This is a genomic window from Streptomyces sp. NPDC127108 (genome assembly GCF_042677545.1).
GTDB lineage: Bacteria > Actinomycetota > Actinomycetes > Streptomycetales > Streptomycetaceae > Streptomyces.
In genome coordinates, this window is the sequence record NZ_JBHXTE010000038.1 from 1 (window position 1) to 18,833 (window position 18,833).

19 protein-coding genes are annotated in these 18,833 nt (G+C 67.3%); 7 read left to right on the top strand and 12 right to left on the bottom strand.

The annotated features are described in order from the left end of the window. The 3 genes from ACFVHO_RS28385 to ACFVHO_RS28395 form a co-directional block, all read left to right on the top strand. Positions 1-330, top strand: a 330-nt coding sequence (locus ACFVHO_RS28385; protein ID WP_385720460.1) for a WD40 repeat domain-containing protein, incomplete at its 5' end; no start/stop codon positions are given. 190 nt (positions 331-520) lie between these two features. Further along, a complete protein-coding gene (locus ACFVHO_RS28390; RefSeq protein ID WP_385720463.1) occupies positions 521-1,351 on the top strand; it encodes an IS5 family transposase in 831 nt (276 codons plus the stop codon). After that, positions 1,348-1,770, top strand: a complete 423-nt coding sequence (locus ACFVHO_RS28395; RefSeq protein WP_385720466.1) for a hypothetical protein — start codon at positions 1,348-1,350, stop codon at positions 1,768-1,770. Before ACFVHO_RS28390 ends, ACFVHO_RS28395 begins: the two co-directional genes overlap by 4 nt. A 76-nt stretch (positions 1,771-1,846) precedes the next feature. Here the strand turns inward: ACFVHO_RS28395 and ACFVHO_RS28400 are convergent, their stop codons facing one another. Together ACFVHO_RS28400 and mobF are read right to left on the bottom strand one after the other, a co-directional pair. Further along, on the bottom strand, positions 1,847-2,110 hold the full coding sequence (locus ACFVHO_RS28400; protein ID WP_058850545.1) for a hypothetical protein: 264 nt from the start codon (positions 2,108-2,110) through the stop codon (positions 1,847-1,849). A 416-nt stretch (positions 2,111-2,526) separates the two neighbouring features. Next, positions 2,527-6,957, bottom strand: a complete 4,431-nt coding sequence (mobF, locus tag ACFVHO_RS28405) for a MobF family relaxase (protein WP_385720684.1) — start codon at positions 6,955-6,957, stop codon at positions 2,527-2,529. Positions 6,958-8,165: 1,208 nt separating this feature from the next. Between mobF and ACFVHO_RS28410 the strand changes: the two genes are divergently transcribed. The 4 genes from ACFVHO_RS28410 to ACFVHO_RS28425 all read left to right on the top strand — a co-directional run bounded on the left by ACFVHO_RS28410 (position 8,166) and on the right by ACFVHO_RS28425 (position 11,396). Further along, the gene (locus ACFVHO_RS28410) at positions 8,166-8,621 is read left to right on the top strand and encodes a hypothetical protein (RefSeq protein ID WP_385720469.1); all 456 of its coding nucleotides are present in this window, start codon (positions 8,166-8,168) and stop codon (positions 8,619-8,621) included. Between the two features lie 136 nt (positions 8,622-8,757). After that, positions 8,758-10,032, top strand: coding sequence for a hypothetical protein (locus ACFVHO_RS28415; protein ID WP_385720472.1), 1,275 nt, complete (start codon positions 8,758-8,760; stop codon positions 10,030-10,032). Continuing rightward, positions 10,029-10,613, top strand: a complete 585-nt coding sequence (locus ACFVHO_RS28420; protein ID WP_385720475.1) for a hypothetical protein — start codon at positions 10,029-10,031, stop codon at positions 10,611-10,613. Before ACFVHO_RS28415 ends, ACFVHO_RS28420 begins: the two co-directional genes overlap by 4 nt. Before the next feature lie 15 nt (positions 10,614-10,628). Further along, positions 10,629-11,396, top strand: coding sequence for an ABC transporter ATP-binding protein (locus ACFVHO_RS28425; RefSeq protein WP_385720478.1), 768 nt, complete (start codon positions 10,629-10,631; stop codon positions 11,394-11,396). A gap of 90 nt (positions 11,397-11,486) precedes the next feature. Here ACFVHO_RS28425 and ACFVHO_RS28430 read toward each other — a convergent pair whose 3' ends face one another. The 10 genes from ACFVHO_RS28430 to ACFVHO_RS28475 all read right to left on the bottom strand — a co-directional run bounded on the left by ACFVHO_RS28430 (position 11,487) and on the right by ACFVHO_RS28475 (position 18,807). Then, positions 11,487-12,143 carry a hypothetical protein gene (locus tag ACFVHO_RS28430; protein WP_385720481.1) on the bottom strand — a complete coding sequence of 219 codons (657 nt, stop codon included), beginning with the start codon at positions 12,141-12,143 and terminating at the stop codon, positions 11,487-11,489. Positions 12,144-12,186: 43 nt separating this feature from the next. Next, on the bottom strand, positions 12,187-12,465 hold the full coding sequence (locus tag ACFVHO_RS28435; protein ID WP_385720484.1) for a DUF6211 family protein: 279 nt from the start codon (positions 12,463-12,465) through the stop codon (positions 12,187-12,189). Positions 12,466-12,665: 200 nt separating this feature from the next. Next, positions 12,666-13,259 (bottom strand): DUF6349 family protein, encoded by a 594-nt coding sequence (locus tag ACFVHO_RS28440; protein ID WP_385720487.1) that lies wholly within the window; start codon positions 13,257-13,259, stop codon positions 12,666-12,668. Continuing rightward, a complete protein-coding gene (locus ACFVHO_RS28445) occupies positions 13,256-13,657 on the bottom strand; it encodes a DUF6181 family protein (protein ID WP_385720490.1) in 402 nt (133 codons plus the stop codon). The genes ACFVHO_RS28440 and ACFVHO_RS28445 overlap by 4 nt, the downstream gene beginning before the upstream one ends. Before the next feature lie 71 nt (positions 13,658-13,728). Then, entirely contained in the window at positions 13,729-14,049 is a 321-nt protein-coding gene (locus ACFVHO_RS28450) for a hypothetical protein (protein ID WP_385720493.1), read from the bottom strand. Positions 14,050-14,110: 61 nt separating this feature from the next. After that, positions 14,111-15,169: a DUF3560 domain-containing protein gene (locus ACFVHO_RS28455; protein ID WP_385720496.1), complete on the bottom strand. Its 1,059-nt coding sequence runs from the start codon at positions 15,167-15,169 to the stop codon at positions 14,111-14,113. Positions 15,170-15,498: 329 nt separating this feature from the next. Beyond that, positions 15,499-15,894, bottom strand: coding sequence for a DUF6409 family protein (locus tag ACFVHO_RS28460; protein ID WP_385720499.1), 396 nt, complete (start codon positions 15,892-15,894; stop codon positions 15,499-15,501). 117 nt (positions 15,895-16,011) lie between these two features. Next, positions 16,012-16,875: a hypothetical protein gene (locus tag ACFVHO_RS28465; RefSeq protein ID WP_385720502.1), complete on the bottom strand. Its 864-nt coding sequence runs from the start codon at positions 16,873-16,875 to the stop codon at positions 16,012-16,014. A 150-nt stretch (positions 16,876-17,025) separates the two neighbouring features. Then, positions 17,026-18,237, bottom strand: a complete 1,212-nt coding sequence (locus tag ACFVHO_RS28470) for a hypothetical protein (RefSeq protein WP_385720505.1) — start codon at positions 18,235-18,237, stop codon at positions 17,026-17,028. A 147-nt stretch (positions 18,238-18,384) separates the two neighbouring features. Further along, a complete protein-coding gene (locus ACFVHO_RS28475; RefSeq protein ID WP_385720507.1) occupies positions 18,385-18,807 on the bottom strand; it encodes a hypothetical protein in 423 nt (140 codons plus the stop codon). Positions 18,808-18,833: the final 26 nt, after the last annotated feature.

An 18,833-nucleotide genomic window follows, 5' to 3' on the forward strand; every position in this document is an offset into this window, starting at 1 on the left:
ACCAGCTACGTCGAGGCGGTGGTGTTCAGTGCAAATGGGCGCATGCTAGCCACGAGCGACAACGACATCTCGGTGCGGTTGTGGGACACCGCCACCGGCAAACTCCGCCGCACCTTGATCGGCCAGGGAAACGCGGTGGTGTTCAGTCCTGACGGGCGCACCCTGGCTACCAGCAGCAGAGACGGGAAGGTGCGGTTGTGGGACGGTGCCATGCCCACCCCAGCCGAATCCATCCGCAAGCTCTGCCGCGCAGTGCACCGGGACTTCACCCTCCAGGAACGCTCGGTGTACTTCCCCGATCTACCACCCCGCCCGGCGTGTCCCTCATAACTGCACCCCACCAAGCTGGGACTCCAGGCTATTCAGATCGCGGGATCGCACACAGCCACTCACTAATCGCTACAGAATGAAGTTCTGAGAGGGCGGTATGTAAGTGCATAGGCGATTTGCCGTCACCTGAACGTGTGGCAGCACGGTATCCCGGCCGGTCGGCGGGCTCGGGCGTGCTGGGCTGGGCACCGTGAGCGAGCGCAAGCCCTACAAGACCGACCTGTCCGACGAGCAGTGGGCGCTTGTCGAGCCGGTGATCGCCGCATGGAAGGCCGCACACCGCTCGGTCAGCGGTCACCAGGGCCGGTACGAGATGCGGGAGATCGTCAACGCGCTCCTCTACCAGGGCCGCACGGGCTGCCAGTGGGACCTGCTTCCGCACGACCTGCCGCCGCGGGGTGCGGTGATGTACTACTTCACCAAGTGGCGCGATGACGGCACCGACCAGACCATCCACGACCTGCTGCGCTGGCAGGTGCGGGAGAAGGCGCGGCCGAAGGCGGACCCGAGCCTGGTGGTGCTCGACACCCAGAGCGTGCACGCGGCGGCCGGGGTGCCTGCACAGTCGACGGGGTGTGATGCGGCAAAAAAAGTACCGGGCCGCAAGCGCGGCCTGGCCGTTGATGTTCTGGGCCTGGTGATCGCGGTGGTGGTGCTCGCCGCATCCGTGCACGACAACGCCGCCGGCATCGCGCTGCTGGACAAGGTCGCCGCCGACACCGACACCGTTCAGAAGGCCCTGGTCGACCAGGGTTTCAAGAACGCCGTCGCCGCGCACGGGGAGAAGGTGGGCATCGAGGTGGAGATCGTCGAGCGCAACCCGGCGCAGACCGGGTTCGTGCCGATCCCCAAGCGGTGGATCGTGGAGCGCGCCTACGGGATCTTGATGCTGCACCGCAGGCTGGTGCGCGACTACGAGCACCTGCCGCGCAGTTCGGAGTCGCGGGTGTACTGGGCGATGACCGCGGTGATACTGCGCCGACTGACCGGGGCCACCGCTGCGGCCTGGCGCAGCACATGACCGGCGGGGAGCTGACTCTCGGGGCGGTACTGGCGCGGCTGGAAGAGCAGGAACGGGAACTCGCCGTGCAGGCCGAGGCGACGAGGGAGCAGATCGCGCAGCTGACCGCACGGCTGGACGAACTCGGCCGGGCCGCCGAGGAGGTCCGGATCACCCGCAAGACACTGCTGGCGCTGCCCGATCCGCAGCCGCCCGCGCCGCCGACGCCGAAGCTGCCGGACCATCCGGCCTACCAGCAGATCATGGCGGTGTTCGCCGCAGCCGACATGCCGCTACGAGCGCGGCAGGTGTGCGAGGCGATGGACCTGAAGATCGCGCGCAACAACATCAACAACACCCGCCTGAAGCTCAAGCGGCTCGCCGAGCGCGGGATCCTGGTCGAGACCGAGCAGGGCTTGTTCACCCAGCCGCGGCCGTAACCGCCGGGCGACGTCACGGCCGGTCCCTACACCTCTCCCGAAAGCGCGAAACGGACATCAAGTCACGTACCCCCTCTCAGAGGTACTGCCCGTGGTCTGCGCCCTTCACCGACTCCGGCCACACCTTGACCGCAACAACGTTGGCGAAGTTGACCAGTGCGATCCCGGTCTCGGCATCTTCCGGGCCGGTCAGCTGGAACCGTAACGTACGTCCCTGCTCAAGCGCCTCGCTCAGCGCGGTCACGGCTGACTCCAACGACTCGAAGTCGCTGCTCTTGACGGCCAGCGCCTCCCCGTCAGCCGGCAGGAACCATATGTGCAGCTCCGGATTCTGTGTCATACAGTCGCTCCTCCACTCGACAGCGGAAGGCCACGATGCGCGCTCCACCCATCGTGCACAAGTACGCCTCGCACGCGGACCGAGCGACCGCCAGAAAGCACGCCCCTGACCAGCATCGTGCCCCTCTCCCCGATGACTGAACTCTGGGCTTGCGTAGCTCGGAGGTGTCTTCAACGAGGCGACCGGCCTCCTGCGGGCCAAGGACGTCTGCGAGGCCCTCGGCCACGACTTGCTGCCGAAGAACATTGAAGGTACCCGGGCCAAGCTCAAGCACCTGGTCAAACTCGGCCTCCTCGCCGAAGCCGACACCGGCAACTTCGCCAGGAAGCAGTAGCCGGCACCGCGGCCAGCACCCCTGCCGCAAGCATCACTTGGAAACGGACATAAATTCACGAACCGTCCTCTGAAGCGAACAGCTAGATCTGTGGCCCCCCGGAAGGCCCTTCCGGGAAGTCGTGCTGTTGAACCTCAGCGGTCGTTCGACTGGCGTACTGGCTCTTCGTACTCGCTGACCACGATGGGCCGGCAACCTGATCGACCTCGGCGAGTTGCTGCGCGCTCGGCTGCCGCCGTCGAGAAAGTTCAGCACGCAGTCTGGCTTCCCGGTATGCCGCTCCTTGAGCGGCGCGCCGAGCTCCGGTCGCTTGGGTGCGGAGATTCCTCGCTGTCTGATCGTCCTTCGTTTGCGCGCCGCGGACCAAGGATGCCTTGTCACGTTTGAGCGTTGCCGTCTCGGCGAGCACTTCCTCGTACTCTTTCGAGGGTCCGGCAACAGCTTCAAGCACTTCGAGTCGCGCGTGAATCTTCTCCAGTTCGCGGGCGCCTCCATCGCGTTGCTGAAGCAGTTGGCCACGATCGGCTTCGGCACGAGCGCGATCGTCGCCCCGCAGCGCCGGGCGTCCGAACCGGCCGGTCGCCGTCAGCTGCTCGTCAAGCTCCCGGAGTCGCTCGTTCGTATTGTGCTGATCGTGGGTGTGGTGGGCGATGACGTCTGCCCAGGCCCGGACGTCGCGGATCGCGTCAGCGCGAGCCATCAGATCCTGGTGCCGACGATCTAGGCCGAGGACATTCGGTCCCACACCCGCTGCCGCTTGCTGCCCGACGCGGTAAGCCTTCTCTTCGGCTTCCTCGGCTGCCACTCGTATGGCTCGGGAAGCGGTCGCGGCCGCGCGGATGGCTTTGCGCAAGGCCTCGTTGCTGAGGTTGTCGTAGGTGTTGCTGGTCACCGCGTCGCCGTACCGGGGCGGTTCCGCAGCACGGCTCTGCACGGAGCAGCTGGTCCGCTCTTCGGTCCCGATCTCCACCACCAGGCCATCGTCGTCCTGAGGCTCGTCGCTACGAGGTGCACGGGGTATTGGCAGGTCCGTCACGACGCCGTGGAGATGCCGGGGGACAAGGCCCAGTGGGACCTCCGTGAGGATCATCCGCTCCTCGGTGCCGGTCTCGATCTCACGGACGAGTCCGGCAACAGCTCGGTCGAGCTGTTCGTTCTCGGACTCCGGTTCACCTGCTCGGGCGCGGTCGGCGTCGTTCTCGTAGACGGACAGGGGAAGGAAGAGATGCGACTCTTCCTTGTCCCTGGACAGCATCGTGTAGAGCGCGTTCGCCTGTGCTCCGGGTCCGTAGACCAGTGCTTCTTGGACGCTGAGTCCCTGGCTCTTGTGTCCGGTGATCGCGTATCCGAGGCTCAGTCCGCCCTGGGAGATGTAGTCGGGATCGACCCACTCGGCGTGGTCCTTGTATCCGTCGGTGGTCTTCTCGCGCCACTCGACCAGGACACGACGCTCGTCGTCCACAGCCCGGACGAGCCCGCGGTACCCGTTGAGTACGTCTTCCTGATCACCCCGGGTCCGTTTGGTGCGGTAGTCGTTGGAGCGAAGGAGGACCTGGTCCCCGATCGAGATCATGAGTTCGCGCCCTCCGGCGAGCGCGTAGGTGTACTCCGGGCCGGTGAGGTTGCCGTTGGCCTTGCGCAGTGCGCGGGCGCCGATGTTCAGCTCCTCGACGATCTCGTTGGTGGCGGCGAGCATGAGGAGTTGCTGCACGGCGGTGTGGTCGTCGGTGTACGTCGCGCGCTTGTCGGCCCAGACGGTGAGCATCGCGGCGAGGGTGGCGTCCTTGTCCGCGAGGGCGTGCACGCGGCCGGTCCCGGCGAGGGTTCGGAGCGCCTCCACCCTGTTGTCGTCGCGCCAGAGTTCCAGTGCGCGGCGCTCGACCAGGTCCTTCTGCCGGAAGTTCTGGTTGAGGGTGAGGCCGCCGACGATGTGGTGGATGGCGGCGAAGCTGCCGCCGATGCCGGGCGAGTGCAACTGCTTCGGATCGCCAATTCCAACGATCTTTGTGCTGGTCTGGGCGGCGTGCGTCAGGAGTTCGGCGATGTCTCGGTCATCGCACATCGCGGCTTCGTCCACGACCAGCACGTCAACGCCTCTGAGGCCGACGCCGCCGGTGCGTATGCCGGTGAGCCAGGACGCGAGCGTGCGGGAGGTGATCCCGGCCTCGGCCTTGAGGTTCGCGGCGGCGACGGCGGCCGTGCTCGCTCCGGCGATGACGAGTCCGTGCGCCTCCCACGCCTGGCGGGCGGTGTTCATGATCGTGGTCTTGCCCGCACCAGCGATGCCCACCACGGCATCGATTCCGTGCCCGGCCGTTAGCAGTCGTTCGAGAACGGCGCGCTGTTCGTCGGAGAACCTGAAGGTGCCGACCTGCTGGGCTTCGACGCTGGACAGGACCATGGCGACCGTGTCGCGGCTGACGACTGCGGCCTGCTGGTTGATTCGGCGCGTCGTCTCGGAGGCGATCAGCGTCTCCGCGGCCATGATGTCCGCCGTTGTGTACCGGTCGGCGTGTGCGAAGTGCTGGGCGCCCTTCGGGGTGAGCTGGACGGCGTACCCGGCGTGCCGGAGAACGGAGTTGGTGAGCTGTTCGGCCTCCTCGGCGTCCGCGACTCCGTACGGGAGAGCGTCCAGGACGGCGGCGATGGCGGCGGCGTGGGTGAAGTCCTTGGAGTGACTGGTCAAGCCAGTCTTCGGGTCGAAGACCTGGGCGCACAGATCGTCCAGCCCGGGGTTCTGCTCCGCTCGGTCCTGTGCCATCGCGCTGGCCGCGATGGCGTCGGGGTCGTCACCGGCGGCGCGGCCTTCGGACTGCCAGTAGTCCCGCAGGACATCGTCCGCGACTCCGGCGGCTTCGCCGTTCTTCGCGGCCTTGGAGGCGGTGGAGGCAGCGATACGCTCGCGGGTCGTGGCGCTGTCGTAGTCGATTCCGAGCTTGGTCAGCAGGTCCCTGACCTGACTGTCGCGCTTGCTGAACAGGCGGATTGTGGCCTCGGGAATCGCTGCGATCTCCCACGCGCCGGTCCGCTCCTCGCGACGGAAGCTGATGCCGAAGGCGTCGGTCAGCTCCCTGCGGATGCGGGCGTTCATCAAGCTCTGGGTCGCGCGGGCGTGCCGGTGCAGGTCGCGGCCCCCGCTGGCCATGGTGGACCACTTGCCGTCGGTGCCCTTGACCATGTTGGCGAGGGTGAAGTGCAAGTGGAAATGCGGGTCGCCGTACGGGGCTCCGTCCACGGGCCGGGCGGCGCGGTGGACCATCATCCAGCCAGAGAACCCGCTCGTATCCACGGTCTCCGCCTCGCTGCCATCTCCGTGGCGACCGCGCATGCCGTACGCGGTCCACCGCTCCAAGGCGTTGATGGACTCGCGGCCGGCGGACGTGTAGATGTCCTCGACCTGGGCGGCGATCTGCTCAGGTGCATAGGCGAGGAAGGCGGACTTCGACTTCGCCAGGTCCAAGGTGACGTCGGCGCCGAAGTTGCCGACCTGCACGCGTCCTTCGAGGAGGGCGGCTTTGATCTCTTCGGTGTCCCACACGTCTTCGGGCGTGAGCCCTGCCGCCTTGGCCATGGCGACAGCTTCGCGGACGTCCATCGGCAGGTCCCGAAGGCGACGTTCGCTCTCGCCTGCGATCTGGACGTACCGGCGCTTCACGGACGCGGCGGTGAACATGTCGGCGGGCTGCTGATCGGTTTCAGCGGCGCGGGCCTCGACGGCGCGCAGGAGTGCACGGGCGTCCAGGTGACCACCCGTCTCGGCGGCCACAGCCTTCTCCAACGTGTCTTCGCCGTACAGGTCGACGGCGTCGATGCCGACGGCGTCGGCGAGCTTGAGCAGAGTGGAGACCGGGGCGCGATGCGATTCTCCGAACCGCTTGAGCTGGCTCTCCATCCTGCGGAAGGCGTCCCGTTTCCGCTTGGAGTCGAGCAGGGATACGGGGTTCACGCTGCGCTCGGCGGCGGCGCGGCGGATGGCACGAGCCAGCGGGGCGGCGGGGAGCTTTGCCGCTGGCGCGATGGCGAGCTTGGGTTCCACAAGGGTCTGCCCGGTCCGGGGATCCTCACCGTGCATGAGGCGGCGGGCGGCTTGGAAGTGCTCGGGGGTAAGGACGCTGCCGGGCGTGATGTCGAACTCGGTCAGGCCGTTGCCGATCCACACCAGGGGGCGTTCGCTCGCGTCCAGGTGGTAGTCCACCTGGACGTCGGGCACAGGCGCGGGGAGGACATCAGCGTCGTACAGATCACGGGCGTTGAGCCCCGCTGCGGCGGCGACTTCGACCGCGTCGAACCCGGTGAGCACCGTGTCCTTGCCGCTCCGAAGACGGGTACGGGCACGGAAGTAGGTCTTCTTGGCCTCGGTGGAACCCAGGAGGACGGCGACGCTGATTCCAGCCGCCTCAGCCGCGGCCTCGATCGCGGCAACGAGCGGGGCGGCATCGACGGTTGTGTTCTTCCCGCACCCGTGCCCGCCGGTCAGTCGGTACTCGACTTGCTCGTCGGACGGGCCGATCATCGTCACCCACGCCACCGGACCGCCCACCCCCTCCGGTCAGGCCCTCGCCGTTCTTGATCATCGTATCGTCACGAAGTGACGATACCTTGGTCCTTTTCTGACCTGGAGTTCAGTTCTTCGGAAGCTTCTTCAACAGGAGCTGAGGGCTAATACCGCCTTGGCATCAGGGGTGGGCTGCTGGCTAGTAGCCCAGGTGTCGTACGCAGAGCGGATGTCGGCAGGATGGCGCAGGGGCATGGCGGTCGCTGCGCAGAGCGCATACCAGGAGCACATGGCGCGGCAAGCTCTGCCGGTCTGGACAAGCAGGGCGACGAACGAGAAGCACGACGTCGCTCACCCGCGCTCGGCGGCGACATTCCTGCCGTCGCCGCCCGTGACCAACTTGCCGTCAGTCGGGCAACGGTCACACCTGCCAGTCCCACACGCCCGCGTGGAGGATCGACTGAATCAGTAGCAACGCAACTACCGCAGGCTGGCATCGAGGCTCACCGAGGCGGGACCGCCCCGGCCGCAGCCAAGCTCACCGAACAGAACCTGCTCGCTGAGAGGGCGAGCGCAAACGGTGCGTTTGCCGGACTGACTGCTGGGTTGGAGTGCTGACCTTGGGCCATGACGCGTCTCGCGGTCAGTGATTCGTTGCCACAGGGGGCAGAACAGGCCATTCGCTGTTGCATCGGAGCACTCAACTCCCCTTCCACTTTCACAAGTAGGGCACACACGACCACGAAGTAGTCACATCTCTGGCGAGCGGGAGAGCTTCCGGCCAATGAGTGCCTCCCGGCCACTCAAGCGATAGGTGCTGTCCTGGCTAGATCACGCATGCCTACGGTTGCGTTCGCGTTCGCAGGTTCATACCAATGGCATATGTGAACTGAATCGGCGGCACGAGGTTCAAGGGGGGTCGCGAGTACGCATCGCGCCACGCAGGGCCTCGCGCGGCCATCGGACGCGTCTGCCAAGTGAGAGGGGTTCGCCCGGCGTCAGGTGTCGTCGGTTTGAGGAGTGCGCGCCTCCTCATCTGCGGTCTCGGCCGCTCTCCTTGGCGTTCGAATAGAGTCCAGCAATGGGGAGGATTCATGCGTAGGTACACAGGCAAGGCCCGCAGTGGTGTTCTCGCAGCGGTAGTTGCAGCATCTCTGGTGGGGGGCGCCCAGGCTGTATCCGCTGAAGAGCTGCCGACCGACAGCACCACTCCGTCCGCGCCCGTCGTGGACGAGAACGACACGGCCCCGGCAACGCCTGCCGAGGAGGCGGCGTCGCTTCCGGTGGACGACCCGTCGGCGGCCCCGATCGAGGCGGCCAACTTCAACAGCCACATCGGTGGGGCCAAGGCAGGCTTCCAGTCGCGCAGATGGAAGGACGAGTCGTACTCGCAGGTGCTGTTCACCGGCTGCTGGGCCGGTACGGGCAGCCCGGGCGGTCGTCACTACTCCACCCTCGTCGACCTGCGCCACGACATCTCGGGGCAGCCGGACAGGTCCTGGGGGCTGAAGAAGTACACGAACTGCTTCAAGGGCGACAACAAGACGAGCAACGGCCAGTGGAGCAACCTGTCCAACGGCAATCACTTCTTCCAGATCAAGGAGATCGGCGGGTTCGACGACAGCCCGTACATCGAGCTGGGCGTGAAGAAGGTGTACGTGGACACCTCCAAGGCCGACTAATCGCCGCCCACTGAGCACGCGTCATCGCCACGCCACCCCTCGTGTGGGGGGTGGCGTGGCCCGTTCACCCTCCGGAGCTGGATTCGTGAGACCTCTCGCCCGATGGCGTACCAGCGGTGCCCTGTGGCTGGCACCCGTGTGCCTGGCCATCGTCCTTCTGTACTTCAAGAACATGCATGAGGACCCCGGTTACACAGACCTGCTGGACGGCCCGCGATGGGCGCCCTCCGTCGTGGCCCGTGCGCTGGACGCCTACTACTGGTTCGCCTACGCCGTCGCTGCCGCGCTGGGAGCCTGGGAGGCAGGGCGGCTCAAGAAGGACCAGGTGTGGCTACTGGCCCCGGCCAGGTCGCGGTACCGCGTCGCAGCCGAAGCCCTACTGCCTGGCGTGCTGGTCGGTTGGGTGATGCTTCTGCTGCCCGTCATCATGGCTCTGGTGGAGGCAGAGACGTGGCCCACGCTGAATGCGCTCCCTCTTCTGGGCATGGGTTTGTTCCTGGTCTGTGCGCACACCACGATCGGATTTGCTGTGGGCCAGTGGGTGCACCGGGCGATCTCCGCTCCCCTACTGGGCGCGGCGGTGCTCTATCTCGTCGGCTGGTCGGCGTCCGACGGTGGGCGATTGTGGCCGCGACACATCTCCGGTCAGTACACCGAAGGGCTTCTGTTCGGCGAACTCGTCCCTCTCACCAGCTTGTGGCCGCACCTGCTGTTCGCCGGCTCCCTCGCCGCTCTCGGCGCCCTGGCGTGGGTCCCGTTGGCGACCCGAGGAGCTCGGGTCGCGCTGCGCGGTACGGCGTGTGGCGCGGCCCTGGGGGTCATGGCGGCATGTATCGTCCACGTCCACTCTTGGGGAGCCGTCAGCCCGCTCTCGGCGAACAACGCTCCGCTGGACTGTACGGGCAGCCACCCGCGGGTCTGCGTGCCGAAGGCCGTCCAAGCCGACGTAGTGGGGCTTCGGCGGGACGTCGCGGGCACCGTCAAAGCACTGCGAGACGCCGGGGTCGCGGCACTCATGCCGGACGCGGTCAACGACACTCTGGCGGCCGGACGATCCAGCCAGGGCTCTACAGACCGCGAGTGGTGGCTGCCCATGTCAAAGGCGGCTCACCCCGAGACGGTACGCCTCAGTGTCGTGCTGAAATCCATCCGGTTTCCCTGTTCGCGCGTCGATCAGGTCAACTCGCGTTCGGCCACGTTGTGGGCGGCCACGGTGGCTGACGCGGACAAGCGCTACCTGGCCTGGCAGCGGCAGGAGCTGCAGCAGTTCCAGAATCCGGATGAGGTGATGGCGGTGATGAAGCGCCGTGTCTCCAAGGCGCGCGCTCTGACTCCGGAAGGGCAAGCCGCTTGGTACAAGCGGGAATTGATCAAGTCGTGCAAGAACGCGGGTAAGGACACCCGCCCGTGATCTGGTGGTTCAAAGCCCGGCGAGTTTGGACCGTGCTGGTGCCGTGCCTGGCGGTTTTCGCCGCCGTTGTCGCTGGGTTCAACGGCGTCGCGGTGGAGTTCCCCTCGCTGCTGGTCGGAGGCTCCAACGACTTCCTGGTCATGCTTCTCGCCCCGGTGCCGGTCACGTCAGGGCTGCTCCTGAGTCTCACCTCCCGCTTGGAGGAAGGTGAGGCGGCCGCGTGGCGGCCAGTTTTCCGCTACGACACTCTTCTTGTCCTGGCTACCGGCGCCTTCGCCACCGTGGTGGGCTGTGTGGCCGGTCAGGCCTCTGGCAGCGACGATGCCTGGTCGACCGGTCGCAACACTTTGTTCCTGACCGGCCTGATGCTCCTGGTCCAGACCGTCGCTCCCCAAGGCGCGGTGGCGGTCCCGGTCGGCTGGATCTTCATGGTCGTCCTGATCGGGTTCGACCGCTTCCACCACCCCTATCCCTGGACGATCCTGCCTCAGCCCTCGACGGATCCATTGGCCTTCACCGCCGCACTCGTCACCTTCGCCGCTGGCCTGGTCGCGCATGCCCGCCACCGGCCCCGTATGTAAGGGAGCCTCTCTGCCATGCCGATCCAGCTTCAAGCGTGCACCTTCGCCTACGGGCGCAAGAAGCCGAAGGTACTTGACCAGCTGACCTACACCGTCCCGGACGGTTTCACCGTCCTCCTGGGCCCCAACGGTGCCGGAAAATCGACTCTGCTCAAACTGGCCGCCGGAGTCACCCGTCCCACAGCGGGCCGCGTGGGCTTGGGGCGTCTTGCCTCGCACACTCGTGAATACCGGCAGCGCGTCGCGTGGATGCCGCAGGCCATCACCGCCATGACCGGCCTCACCGCCCGCGAGCAAGTTGCCTACACCGGCTGGCTCAAGGGCATGAACCGCACCGACGCCTGGACGGCCGCCCACACAGCTCTCACCCGCGTCGAACTCGCCGACCGCGAGGATGTGAAGACCAAGCACCTCTCCGGCGGCCAGCTCCGCCGCGTCGGTGTCGCCTCGGCCCTCGTCCACAACGCCACCGTGCTCCTCCTGGACGAGCCCACCGCCGGAATGGACCCCACCCAACGCCGGGTCTTCCGCGATCTGATCCTCACCCTGGCCACCGCGGACGTCCAGGTGCTGATGTCCACGCACGACGTCGGCGATCTCGCGGAAGAGGCCACTCACGTCACGGTGCTCACCGATGGGCGCGTCATGTTCACCGGCAGCACCAACGACTTCCTCGCCCACGCACCGAATGACACCTCACAGGGACGTAGGGCGGAGACCGCCTACACCAACGTCGCAGCCCAGCCTTCCACGGTGACACAACACACCCTCGGCACTGATTGAGGCCTCACGCGCAGTGGCTCACGGTCCAGGCCGATCGCCAATCTCGCCAACCGCACCGCAACGCAAGCAGCGACCTTCGGACACGTTCATTCAGTCCTCGTCGGGATGCTCCCGAGCCGACTTCAAGATCAGGTTCCAAGTCGGGCGTGAGTACGTCTTCTCGGCCTGTGCCTGAAGTTGAGGGATCAGCTCGGCATTCGTCGCGCGAGGGTTTTCCGCGAGAGCCTTTCGAGCGAGCTCGAGCCGCTCGTCCCCCTGGTACGGATAGGCCAGCCCACGGCGGCCCTTGGGCCGTCCGCCGGCGTGACCGCGTCCTTTGCGTTCCGCGACGTACTGCCAGAGCCGCCACCGCTTCCACTTCGGCCGCTGGCGACCGCTGGGCAGCAGGTCGTGGCCGTCAGGGTCGGGCCAGCCTTCGGGCGGGTTCTTGATGTAGTGGGAAACGGTGGCGCTGTCGGCGAATCCGCAGACGCGAGCTGCTTCGGCCGGTCCCACTTCCTCGTCCGGGTCTCCTTGGAGGTTCGGAGCGTTCGTGGTGGCTGCGGCGGCACGCTGGCGCTGCAGCTCCTTGTGCCAGACCACCCAGACCGCGCCGTCCCAGTGCATGACGCCGTCGATGGTCTCGGCAGCGGGGTGGCCATTGTTCGCTCGGTCAGTCCAGAGGTTCTGGAGGGTGGGCTCGCTGATGCCGTGGATCTTCTTGAGGTCGGCGCGCGAGTAGAGCGTGCGGCCGTGGTCGCGGTGCACGGTTGTCTCCTGTTCGTACTCGGGTGTGGGGCGGCCGACGCCGTCATGCGCGGGCCTCGGGATCAGGGTCCGGTGTCCAGGTGCGGGCGCCCTCAGGGCTCACCCTCGTCAAGCTCGCGATTTCGTCCAGGTCGACGGCGGCGGCCCAGTCCTCGTGCCTCGGCTGACCGGCCGGGAGGTTGAGGACGATGTGCTCCAGGCCGAGTAGGGAGTCCTCCACTATGACGAAAGTGACTCCGGGGTCCGCGGCGATGCTGTTACCCGCCTTGAGCTTGGCGAAGTCGCCGGAGCGCGGCCGGTCTGGATACTGATCGCATAGCATGGTGGGGTTCTTTCTGGTGAGAGAACACTGACGGCCAGCGCCTTGTTGCCCTTGTGCGCTGGCCGTCGCTTCATGTCGTGAGGCCGGGCGGGATGGCGCCCGGTGCCTGGAGTGGAGTGTTGCCTTCTCCGCTCTCGGCGATGAAATTAAACCATCTTTCGCGGTCGGGTCGGGGTATCACCGAGGGCCCCGTCGAGGATTCAGAAGAATGCCCCCTGGCCATCGCTGACGAGGGCCTCGTCCCTGCGAGGCTTCGGGATCCGAAGTTCGTACCGGGGGCGGCGGCCGTGCGGCGGTTGGTGAAGGTCAGCTCGGTAGCGGGCCCAGACCACCAGCGGAGCCCCTCTTCCCACCCACCCGCTGGGGTATCCGGCGGTGATCTGCGCCCACACGGCTCGGTTCCGGTGCAGGTCCCATGGCGCTGCGCGGTGGGAGCTGGTGGGGAGCGAGCGCCAGCCGGGGAAGGCGTGATCGTGGGCGTCCTCGATTGCGGTGTTGAATGCCGCGTGCTCCGGGCCGGCAGTGATGCCGCCCTCCCAGTCGCATGCGAGACAGCCACCGCGGTACTGGTCGTCGTCCCGCCCGTACGTACGACGGGTGAGGAGGGTGGGGCTGTGGTGCTCAAGCGGCGTAAGGCCGTGGCCGAGGTCGGAGTAGGCACCGCCGGGATGTCCGTGGCGGATGTGCCATGTCTCGCAGGCGTGATCGGCCCGGAGCGGGGTCCGGTGGTTGCGCACCCGCCAGTAGTAGGTCTGGCGGGCACGGGCACCATGGGGTTCAGGGCGTGTGGTCACGGCTGGTCCCAGAGGTCGGCGCGGACGACGTCGAGCAGGGGGTCCGCGAGGAAGGCTTGCTCGTCCGGGGCGTTGGTGAAGCGGGGGCCGTAGGCACGGCGTATCGCTCGGCGGGCTTCTTGATGTCGGTCATCGTTGCTGTCGTACGCAGCCCGGGACAGGACGTCGTACCCGTACTGAGCGAGTACCTCGGCGACCAGGCACCGGACGTCGACAGGGCCGAGCGCCGAAAGATCGTGCTCAGCGGGTGCAGCGACGAGTGCCCTGGTGAGTTCGGAGGCGCTGAGGCGGAGTTGAAGGGAGATCCCGATCCGAGCGATGCCGTCGCGACTGGGCTGGGCAGCACCTCGTCGGCTCGGCGTCTGCGGGGTCGTGGTGGGGGTCTTCGCTGTGTGCATGGTGATGGCCTTGTGATCGAGGGCGTTCGGCAGCGCCGGGGCGTGCTGTGTGCTCGCCCCGGCGGGTCCGATCAGAAGAAGGAGAGCCCGGCGCGGAGAGCAGCCCGGAGGTTGAGGGCGGCGGCAAGAAGGGCTTGGAACGCGGCACGAGCGGTGGGGTCACTGTCGGCCGCGAGCCACGATTCCCATGCTTCGGTCATGGCTTCGCAGGAGACTGCGGGGTCGGTGACCTTGCCGAGTGTCCCGGTGGAGTCCACGGTCCAGACTTCGCCGCCGTCGACGTTCAGGTCTCGTGGGTAGATCAGCGAGTCGCAGTGGTCGCAGGCGAAGCCCTGGTCAGGGCGCGCGCAGAACTGGCCGACGCCGCAGGTGGTGCAGATGATCATGTTCACGTGAGGCCGCCTTTCGGGCGGGGCGGTGCGCTGGTGGCACCGCCCCTTCGAGGTGGTGGTGTCAGCGGGCGTCGCGCTCGGTGGCGTCCTGGCGATCGGCAGTGGGGGCCAGTAGTGCTTGCTCCATCTCGTTGGCACTCTTGCGGCCGGTGACCTCGTCGTACGTGAACCGCCACGTCGAGTTGGGGCGCGTCATGTCGGCAGCGTGGATGATCTTCCTTCCGATACCGATGTGCAGGTGCGGAACGGTGAGGCTCTTGGCGTTGATCCGCAGGACTGCCCACCACTTCCCATGGGCCTGGACGTAGTCCCCGCGTCGGAAGTCCGCCTTCGACCAGACCTTGAAGCCGTTCTGCTCGGCTTCCTTGATCACGTCCTGCCAGTACGTGATTTCCTCGGCCAGTTCCTGGTGCCGAAGGTCTAGCTCCTGACGGGTGTCGGGGCTGCTGATGTTCTGGGTGTAGCCGTGGGCGGATTCACCGCGCTGCCACTTCTCCACCGCGCGGAGTTCGGCCTTGAGCTTCTCGATCCGGCGCAGGGTGCGGGCCGGGTTCTTGCGGAACTGCTCGTACCTCGCGGCGGCCTTCTCCCGGTCGGCCCAGTACCCGGCCTTGTCCCGTTCGCCGATGCTTGTCCGCATGGCGCTGTCGATGCGCTCCTGATCGCGGCGGGCACGGCGCTCGGAGTGGTGCCCCACCAGGATCGGCTGGCCCATGGGGATGCCGTCGGCGATCTCGCGTCCGCGTCGCCATGCCGCCTCGGACCTGGTGGCGGCGTTGTTCGTGTACTGGCCGAAGCGTTCGGCACGGTCCTCAGCCCGCTCGACGCGCTCGGCCTCGGCTTCAGCGAAGGTGCGGCGATCGGTCTCGTCGATGGTGACGGTGACCTCGAAGCCCTTGGCACGGAGACGTTCGGCGAGGGCCTCAAGCATCGGACGGGAAGTGCGCTGGTCCCGGCTGTAGGGGAGGTACCAGCACCCAAGGTTGCGGGACCACTTGGCGAGTGTGGTGTATCCGGACGGGTAGTGGTGGGCCCGGAGGACTTCCTTCGAGCCGTCGTTCCTGCTTGTGCCCTCGATGAGGGTGCCTTCGCGGCGGGTGTGGGTAATCTCGATCGTCACTGAACTGCCTTGTCTGGTAAGAGAGTTCGTTCCGTCCGAAGGCCGGAACGTTGCCTTGAAATGCGGGCCGCACCACCGGTGCGGGCCGTGAGGGACGAGCGGCCCGCACGCCGTCGCGCCCTGCGCGACGGCAAGGGCAGCCGCGCCCCCGCGGGGCGCGTCCGCAGCCCGGTGCCCGGCGGTGGCCGGCGGAGCCGCCTGCGGCGGAGTCGGCCAGCGACGGTGAACGCACCGGGCTAGTTGCTGCCGCCCCCGGAGGGGGTGTCCGCCTCCCCTTCGGGGGCACCGGTCCAGGAGGTTGCCCTCTCCCGGACCGGTAGCCAGTTGGTCTACCTGTGGGCGTGACGAGCCTCGGGAGCCGCGTAGGCCAGTCCGGACCGCTGGAGCCATGCCCGGAGAACTGCGGTCTGGAGGGCGCCACCGTCGTCGTAGGCGAACCGCCCCCGGTGGACGCTGCGGACGATGTCGCGGAAGGCGTCCGGGTGCATCGTGGCCAACGTGTCGTCCAATGGCGTGAGTTCGTTGGGGAACATCGTCTGGACAGTGTCGCCGGGCTCGGGGGCGCCGATCGAGAAGTACCAGACCAACAGGGTCGTCGAGCCGAAGGGGCCGACGACGATGGCAGGTCGCGAGTCGAGTTGCTGCGCTCGATGCCAAGGACCAGCCAAGACGAGCGTGGCGGTGGGGAAGTCCTTGACGATGAGATTCTGCCGAGTGGTGGCCACTTGGTGCGTCCGATCTGGTGAGTGATGCCGCCGGGCTGGTCGGCCCGGTGGGTGCCGGAGGGGGTGTTGCCCTCCCCCTCCGACGTATTTAATTAAACCATGTTTTGAGACGGCTGATCAACTACTGCGGACCAATTCCCGGGCGCCAGATTCGGCCAGTTCGCTGACGACGGCGTCCGCGATGGCGCGGCCCGTTTCGATGACACGGACCACAGCCCCGTGGATGGGCGGCTTCTTGTCACTGGTGACGATGCCCGCGAGCGGGGGCAAGGCGGCCGGTCCGGGCATGATGCCGAGCATGAGTGCGGCCACGTGGGCGGCTGAGGCGACTTCGGCGGCATGCTGGCCGGGCATCGGAGCGTCGGCCTCGGTTATGCGGCGCCACGCGTGGCCGTACAGCAGGATGCGTGCGGCATGGTCCGGTGCCTCCTTGGTGAAGTCGAAGCCTCCAGCCGTCTCGGGGTCGTCGCCGTACGTCTGGCGGTACTGCGTGATCAGGACATCGCGCACGGCTGACGCGTGGATCGCGACGGGCGGGGAGGGGTGCTCATACGCGTCCCCCTCGGTCTGGGCGAGATCGAAGACCGGTCCGGCCTTGTACCCGGAGACCTTGTGGGAGGTGCCTTCGGCGGGCGCCTGCTGGGGGTCGGTGGCCCCTTCCGGCGCTTCGGCGGCGGGACGACGCTTGATCGGCGTCCAGATGCGGAGGGACGTGGAGCCCTTCGCGGGGTGGCGTCCTGCCTTTCGCCAGTTCCCGGCGCTAAGTACGCGGGTGGTTCCGGGGCGCTGCGCAGCAATGGCAACGACGTTGACCGGGCTGCGGTCCGCGAGGACGGCGCCGGTACGCATGACCTCGGCCCAGAACTCCTGACTGACGACCATGGCCGCGTACGCGCGGTCCATGACAGCTTCAAGTTCGGCGCGCATCTGGGCCGCGTAGGCACGGCGCTCTTCCTGGTCCATCTTCGGCTTGCGTGGCATTTCGAGTGTCCTCCTGGTGAGAAAAGTTCTACGGTCCGGGGCCAGTCACCCCGGGGAGCGCCGGAGGGGGTGCGGCGGCGCGATACCGTCCGCTCCCCCGCCCCCGGCAACTGAGGCTGGCCGGACGGCGGCTGTCCGCCCGGCCGGTTCTCACGCCGGGACTAGCTCACGCTCGGCGACGCGGCACCGGGTCAGTACGGTCTGTGTGACCTCGCCGTAGGTGTCGTGCTTCTTGACGGTGCCGGTCAACTCGACTTCGTCGCCCTTGTCCGGCACGGTGGCTGCGCTGCTGAACCAGACGTACACGTTGCCGCTGACGTCCTGGAACTTGACGAGTCGGCGGCGCTGGGCGTGATAGCCGTAGTAGCGCTCCTCCAGCTCGATTACGGTCGTCACGGTGGCCGCAACGGTGAGCCGCTCACCCGCTTTTCCCTGCGGCTTCGAGTTACGGGCGGCCTTCTCGGCGGCGGCCTTCTCCTGGTCGCGGTGCCAACCCGCGATGGCGGACACGAGTGTCGGGAGGTGGCGGGGCTCGACCGTTTCCCCCTTGGCGAGCTGGGCCACCTTGTGGAGGTAGTCGTTGGTGCTGCCGTATCCCTGGAGAGCCCACTCACGCACAGCGGCGGCGACGGCGGGTGCGTCGGCCTCGGCATCGATGGCGGCCCGCCACTCAGCCGAAGCGCGCCGGTCGAAGAAGTACGCCGAGACCCCGTCGGCGGTCGGGCTGACCTTCCTCCACTCCTCGGCGCGGCTGTAGTACCGGCCGTCCTGGGCCACGATCGCAGCGGTTACCCGCAGCACTTTGACCACCGGAACCCGGAGATCAACGGGGTATCCGCCTTCGCCGCTGTCGTCGTCCCAGTCGGAGTCCTTCAGCCTGCCGAAGCGCCACAGCGCCTCAAGCCCCTTGATCGGCAGTCCGGTGTAGGGCTCCACGCACGTGGTGCCCAACTGTCGGTACTCGCCGTTGTCGTGGCGGGCAAGGTATGTGGCGGTCCGGTGGCGAGCGACCTTGCAGCCATGGCAGACGTTTTCGATCACACGCTGTGCGCTCGCCTCGGCGGCAAGGTGGTCGGGCAGTCCGGGAAACAGGCTGAGGAGCGTCTCTCCTTCGTCGTCGTGATCGAGTCGGGCGACGATGGTCCAGCCGCCATGGCGGGGGATCTCTCCGAAGATCGTCACGGTGACCGTGGGCCGTTGGCCGATGGCTCGTCCGTCGTGCGGGTCGGTGTAGTCCGCGAGGAACGGGGCGGAGATCTCAAGACCGTAGGCGGTCAGGCCGTGGACGGCGGCTCGGGTGTTGGTGGCTTCGACGAGCTGGCGAAGACGACTGGCCGACGTCGCGGGGAGGTCGAAACGCATGACTGAGCTATCCATCTGGGTGCTCCTGCTGGTGAGAGGTGATGAGCGCCCGGCCGGGCGGGTTGCCCTCCGCGTTCGGCCGGAACTGACAGGTCGCATTGCGACCTGGTGGGCGGAGGGGGTTACTTCCCCCTCCAGCACATTTAATTAAGCCATGTTCTGCAGCGCACGGTGAATGTCCCGACCGGGGACGCTCAGGGCTGCGCGGTCTCGGAGGAACGCAGCGAACAGGGCGGCCGTGTAGCTGTCGGCGGTGCCGTAGGTACGACGGCAGTCAAGAGTGCCGATGTGCTTGCCACGGTGGCGTACGGGGAACGGCTGGCCGGGGGCGGGGATGGCGAGCGCGTACAGACCTCGCGGGGTTTCCACGCGCAGCACGACGGCGGCGGCCTGGGGGTCGTAGGCGGCTGACCAGTCGGCGGCGCTGATACCGAACTCCGCGAGTCCAGCCGCGACGGCGCGGGCCTGCATGACGTCGGCGGTGGCGCCGGGGTCGGGCTCGGCGGGGGCAGGGACGCAACCGCAACCGTGATCGTCTGCGAGAGGCTCGAACGAGGCTGTACGGGTCACTTGGGCTCCTGAGGGTGGCCGGGGCG